General features: G+C 72.5%; 5 protein-coding genes. All 5 read left to right on the forward strand.

The window, feature by feature from the left end; all coding sequences use genetic code 11:
- Positions 1-850 (forward strand): anhydro-N-acetylmuramic acid kinase (locus tag AC36XV_RS09645; RefSeq protein ID WP_492203478.1); only part of this gene is annotated, 850 nt, incomplete at its 5' end.
- On the forward strand, positions 847-2304 hold the full coding sequence (locus tag AC36XV_RS09650; protein WP_492203479.1) for a glycoside hydrolase family 3 N-terminal domain-containing protein: 1458 nt from the start codon (positions 847-849) through the stop codon (positions 2302-2304). The genes AC36XV_RS09645 and AC36XV_RS09650, both read left to right, overlap by 4 nt.
- A 27-nt stretch (positions 2305-2331) precedes the next feature.
- The gene (locus tag AC36XV_RS09655) at positions 2332-4083 is read left to right on the forward strand and encodes a sodium:solute symporter family protein (RefSeq protein ID WP_492203480.1); all 1752 of its coding nucleotides are present in this window, start codon (positions 2332-2334) and stop codon (positions 4081-4083) included.
- Positions 4084-4125: 42 nt separating this feature from the next.
- Positions 4126-6087, forward strand: a complete 1962-nt coding sequence (locus AC36XV_RS09660; RefSeq protein WP_492203481.1) for an N-acetylmuramoyl-L-alanine amidase family protein — start codon at positions 4126-4128, stop codon at positions 6085-6087.
- A partial coding sequence (locus tag AC36XV_RS09665) for a gamma carbonic anhydrase family protein (protein ID WP_492203482.1) occupies positions 6084-6273 on the forward strand: 190 nt, incomplete at its 3' end. The genes AC36XV_RS09660 and AC36XV_RS09665, both read left to right, overlap by 4 nt.

Consider the following 6273-nt stretch of genomic DNA (forward strand, 5'->3'; position numbering starts at 1 on the left):
GGCGATCGGCAGCCACGGCCAGACCGTGTGGCACACTCCGCCCGCCCCGGGGGTGCGTGGGGCGACGCTTCAGCTCGGGGAGGCCGCCGTCATCGCCGAGCGGACCGGCATCCCGGTGGTGTGCGACTTCCGCGTCCGGGACGTCGCGGCGGGCGGGCAGGGCGCCCCCCTGACCCCGTATTTCGACAGGCTGCTGCTGTCCGGGTCCGGGGCGCGGGCGATCGTGAACCTCGGGGGAATGGGCAATCTCACCGCGCTCCCGGCCGAGGGAGCCGACGATCGGCCGGTGGCCTTCGACACGGGTCCCGGCGTGGCGCTGATCGACGGCGCGGTCTTCCACCTCACCGGCGGGCACCAGGCCTTCGACGCCGAGGGCCGCCTGGCGGCCGCCGGGCGGGTGCTGAAGCCCGACCTCGACCAGTGGCTGTCGGACGACTTCTTCGCGCTGGCTCCGCCGCGCAGCACCGGTCGCGAGCGGTTCGGCGGCGAGGCGCTCCGGCGCTGGCTGGCCTCGGCGGGCGGGGCACGGGCCGAGGACCTGATCGCCACCCTGACCGAGGTCACGGCGGCCTCGGTGACGCGCGCCTTCGAATGGGTCCCTTTCGAGGTCGAATCCGTTTACCTGTGCGGAGGCGGCGCCCGGAACCCCGAACTCGTTCGCCGCATCGCGGCCGACCTCGATCCCGTTCCCGTCCGTCCGCTCGAGGACCTCGGGTGGAACGGGGACGCCCGCGAGGCGGCCGCGTTCGCCCTCCTGGCCCGTCAACACCTCCTCGGCATCCCGGTCGATCTCGGGTGGGCCACCGGGTCGGACGGCCCCCGGGTTCTCGGCAAGCGGGTACCGGCTTGAGCGCCGGCCGTCTGTTTCTCGAGGCCCTGCGGTTCGACCAGGAGACGATCGGAGAGCTCGTAGGCCGGGTCGATCGAGCGCTTCGGCTCGACGTCGGCGGCTTCATCCTGTTCGGGGCCGAAGCGGAAGCGGCGGCGCGGGTCTGCGAGGTGATCCGGGGCGCCGCCGACCGGCCGTTGTGGCTGGCGGCGGACCTCGAGCGGGGGGCCGGCCAGCACCTTCGGGGCCTCACGACCTTCCCTCCGCCGGCCGCCCTGGCCCACCACCCGGAGCCGGAGCGGGCGGTCCGGGAGGCGGCCCGCACCACGGCACGGGAGGCCCTGGACATCGGGCTGAACCTGGCGCTCGCACCGGTGCTCGACCTCGACGCGGAATCGCGGAACCCGATCGTCGGCACGCGAAGCTTCGGCGCGGACCCGGAGCGGGTGGCGGCGCTCGGGAGCGCGTGGATCGAGGCGTGCCAGGGCGAAGGCATGGCTGCCTGTGCCAAGCACTTTCCGGGGCACGGCCGTACGACGGCGGACTCGCACGCGGAGCTCCCCATCGTCGACGCCTCGCGCGAGACGCTCGAGGCGGACCTGCGCCCCTTCCGGGCCGTCGCCTCGACCGTGGCGTCCGTCATGTCGGCGCACGTGGCGTATCCGGCGCTCGGAGGGTCGAACCCGGCCACCCTGGCGCCGGCGATCCTGTTGGAGCTCCTGCGCGACGACCTCGGCTTCGAGGGTCTGGTGCTCACCGACGCCCTCAACATGAGCGGCGTGCGGGACGGGGCCGCGACGGCCTCCGCCGAAGTCCGCGCGCTGGAAGCGGGCTGCGACCTGCTGCTCTATCCGCCCGACCTTGCCCGGGGGATCGCGGCGATCGAGGCGGCGGCCGAGGCGTCCGAACGAGTCGCCGACCGGGTGCGTGAGTCCCTTCGGCGAAGCGAGGAGGCGCTGGCGCGTTATCCGGGACGCGACGCCGGTGCCGACGCGGTCGTCGCCATGGGCGGGTCGCCGGCCCCGCGTGCCGTCGAGCTGGCGGCCGGCTGCGTGTCTCCGGTGGGGAACGCGGTTCCGGCCTGGCTGAGGCCGGAGGTTCCGGTGCGCGTCGCCACCGTGTGGGACGACCGGGAGGAGCCCGGCCGTCCCCCCTTCGGCGAGCCCTTCCGCCGATCCCTCGCGGCCTCGAGCTGGCAGGTGCTCGACCCGGGGGGTGATGACGACGCGCCGGTGATCGTACTGATCGCTTCGACGCCGCAGGGGTGGAAGGGGACGGCCTCCCTCACTCCCACCGCGCGGGCCGCCCTGGAGGGCATCCTCTCCGGGGACCGCGTCTACCCGATCCTGTTCGGGCACCCGCGACTTCTGGACGAGCTGGAGGCGTCGGGGCTGTGCGCGTGGGCGACGGAGCCTGCCATGGAGGTGGCGGCGGCGCGGCGTCTGGACGAGCTGGCGCGGGAAGGGACCGGGTGAGCCGGACCCGCACGCACGGGGGATTCCGTGGCGCCGCTTGATTGGGCCATCGTCCTCGCCTACCTGGTCGGCACGCTCGCCGTCGGACTGTGGTTGTCGCGGCGCGCGAGCGGCGGGCTGGTCGACTTCTTCGTGGGCGGGCGGGCCCTCCCGTGGTGGCTCGCCGGCACTTCGATGGCCGCCACCACCTTCAGCGTCGACACGCCCCTGTACGTGACCGGCGTGGTGGCGCGTCGCGGCATCGCGGGCAACTGGGAGTGGTGGGCGTTCGCCCTGTCGCACGTCCTGCTGATCTACGTGTTCGCCCGCCTGTGGCGTCGCGCCGAGGTGGTCACCGACGCCGAGATGACGGAGATCCGCTACGGCGGCCGACCCGCCGCGGTGCTCCGGGCCACGCGGGCCTTCCTGTTCGCCGTGCCCATCAACTGCATCGCCATCGGCTACGTGATGCTGGCCATGCGGAAGGTGATCGAGGCCCTCGGCCTGTTCCAGGGCGTGGGCGCTTTTCTGCCGGGCGACGAGCGCCTGTGGATCGTCGCCGCCCTCTCGGTCTTCGTCCTCGTGTACGCGGGGCTGGCCGGGCTGTGGGGCGTGGTGGCGACGGACTTCTTCCAGTTCGCCCTCGCCATGATCGGGGCCCTCCTCGTCGCCGGGTTCGCGATCGCCGACGTGGGCGGCGTGATGGAGTTGAAGCGGGGCCTGGCCGAGATCGGCCGCTCCGATGCCCTCCGCATGGTTCCGCGACCCGGCTCGCCGGACCTTCCGATGGGCACCTTCCTCGCGTACCTCGGCATCCAGTGGTGGGCGTGGCGACGCTCGGACGGGGGCGGCGAGTTCGTGCAGCGCATGTCGGCCAGCCGGACGGAGGAGGACGCGGAAAAGGCGGCGTGGCTGTTCAACGTCCTCCACTACGTGGTCCGGGCGTGGCCGTGGATCCTGGTCGCCCTCGTCGCCCTGGTCGTCTTCCCGGGGCTCGAGGACCCGGAGATGGGCTATCCGCTCCTGATGCTGGAGTACCTGCCCGTGGGCGCGCTCGGCCTCGTGGTGGCCTCCTTCGTCGCCGCCTTCATGTCCACCGTGTCGACCCAGATCAACTGGGGCGCCAGCTACCTGGTGAACGACCTGTACGCTCGCTTCGTGCGGCCGGACGCGAGCCAGAAGCGCCTGGTGGCACTCGGTCGGATGGCCTCGGTCGGCATCGTGGCGTTCGCCGGCGCCGCGGCCTTCTTCGCGAACGACATCGGGACCGTGTTCCGATTCATGATCGCCATCGGCACCGGCCCGGGGGCGGTGCTCATCCTGCGCTGGTTCTGGTGGAGGGTGAACGCCGCGGCGGAGCTGGCGTCGATGATCGCCGGGTTCGGGATCGCGCTGCTCACCTACCTTCCGGTCTGGGGAGGGATGGGTTTCGGCCTGCGGCTGACGGTCACCGCGGTGGGCACGGCTGCCGTGTGGATTCCGGTCATGTACCTCACGAAGCCGGAGTCCGATGCCACCCTGGATGGCTTCTACCGCCGCGTGCGGCCCGGAGGGGCGGGCTGGGGAGCCGTACGGGCGCGCACCGGACTCGAACCGATTACGTTGCTGCGCCACGACGTGGCGCGGACGATCGCCGCCACCGCGGCGTTGTTCGGGGGCATGTTCGCGATCGGCGGCGCCGTGCTCCTCGAGCCGGGCCTGGCGCTCGGCTCGGCCCTGCTGCTGCTGGCCGGCCTGGCGGGCCTCCGGGCCCTCGGTGGGAGCGGCCGGGGCGCGGCCACCGAATCGGCGAGACCCTGAAGCGAAGACATCCGAGAGCACGAAACTCAACCGACGAATCCGATGATGACCCATCTTCCCGCATCGAGAACTGGAGCCCGCACCCTCTTCCTCTCCGTCGCGTGCGCCGCGGTCCCGCTCGGCGTGGCCGGCTGTGCCAGCGGCGGAGCGACCGGGCCGGCCCCGGCCGGGGTCCTCGAGAGCACCCTGCCGCCGATTCCGTCGGTCACCGGTTCCCTGGCCATGCACGTCCAGTACCCGGACTCGCTGCAGAGAATCGCCGTCTCGGACACGAACTTCATCCATGGGACCGTCGGAACGGGCGATGCGACGCTGCTCATCGACGGCCAGTTCGTGGACGTGGAGGCGAACGGCACCTTCCTCGCCTGGCTGCCGGTTCCGGCGCCCGTGTCCGGGGACACGGCGTTCTATCAGCTCATCGCCCGCCGCGGGGGCCAGGTGGACTCGCTGCGCCACCCGATCCTCGTCCCGGAGACCCCCTACGAAGGCGTGCCGGGGACCGCGTGGATCGACACGGCTTCGGTGACGACCCCGGAGCTTCGCTGGGCCCTGCCCGACGAGGAGCTGACGCTGTCGTTCCGCGGGGCGCCCGGGATGCGCGCGTGGCTCGAGACCCGCTCGGGCCGTCAGGCGATGCGCGAGAGCCCGGACCCCGGCGGGTACGACCTCCGCCTCCGCGCGGTGGACTTCCACGATGCGGCGTGCACGGCGGACGCCTGCGACTGGGTGGGGGAGACGGTCCCGCTTGCGGCCGCCTTCGTTCTCGCCGACACCCTCGCCGGCTCGACGGAATCCCGGGTGGACTTCGAGTATCCGCTGCTCCTCCTCGACCCGGAGACGCTCCCGATCGTCGAGCTGGTGGAGCTCCCGGACTCGATCAGCGGCACCAACGGGATCGTGATCGGCCGTCCGACTCGGTTCGGCACCTACCGGTGGCGCTTCCCGGTGGGCACGCGGGCCGAGGTGGATGGGCGGGACGGGGAGCGCCTCCGGCTGCGCCTCGCCCCCGGGCTGAACGCGTGGGTGTCCGCCGACGATGCCCGGCCGGCGCCGCCGGATGCGCGGCCGCCCCGAAGCGTGGTCGGAGACCTCCGCTTCCACGTCCGCGCGGACCGCATCGAGCTGAACGTCCCGCTTTCGGCGGCGCTTCCTCTCCAGGTGGAGGAGCCCGACGCGCGAACCGTGGAGCTCACGCTGTTCGGGGCGATAGGGAACACGGACCGGGTGGCGCAGGGCGCGGGGAGCCGGGCCGTGGAGGAGGTGCGCTGGATCCAGCTTCCCGGCGATCGATACCGCCTGACGATCACGCTCTCGGAGCCGGTGTGGGGCTTCCGGACGGAGTATCGATCGCTCCCGGGCGATCGCGCCGAGCTGTCCCTGCAGATCCGCCGCATGCCGGCCATCGATCCGGCAAACCCCCTGGCCGGGCGCCGGGTGGTGATCGATCCGGGACACCCGGGCGCCGGTGCGACGGGCCCCTCCGGCTATTACGAGGGGCACGCCAACCTCGGCATCGCCCTGGCGCTGGAGCGCCTGCTGACCGAGGCGGGCGCCGAGCCGGTCCTCACCCGCCGCGACACGCTCCCGATCGGCCTGTACGAGAGGACGACGGCGGCGATCGAGTCCGGAGGCGAGCTGTACGTGTCGATCCACAACAACGCCCTGCCCGACGGGGTTCGCCCGTTCGGCCAGGAAGGCACCAGCACCTACTACTACCACCCGCACTCGCGGGCGCTGGCGACGTCCGCTCAGGAAGGGATGCTCGATTCGATGGGACTCCGCGACCTCGGCGTGTACTGGGGCAACCTGGCGGTGTGCCGGATGGCCTGGATGCCCTCCATCCTCACCGAGGGGGCGTTCATGATGCACCCGGACCAGGAGGCGGCGCTGAAGAACCCGGAGTTCCAGGCCCGATACGCCCGGGGCGTGCTGGATGGGATTCGCGCCTTCCTGGCGGAGGCCGGCCGGGCGTCGGCCGCTGCCCGGGGAGGGGATTCGCCATGACCGATCGGAACGACAGGTACGGCACGGTAAGCACCCCCACCGTGGACCCGACGGCGTGGATCGCTCCTTCCGCCGACGTGGCCGGCGACGTGACCATCGGTCCGCACTCCAGCATCTGGTACCAGTGCGTTCTCCGGGGCGACATCGCGCCCATCGAGATCGGGGAGGAGACCAACGTCCAGGACC

It is taken from the genome of Candidatus Benthicola sp. (assembly GCF_058719085.1).

Bases quoted from the DNA above. Each gene is read 5' to 3' on its own strand.
- AC36XV_RS09660 (WP_492203481.1), top strand. From the start codon at position 4,126: ATGATGACCCATCTTCCCGCATCGAGAACTGGAGCCCGCACCCTCTTC.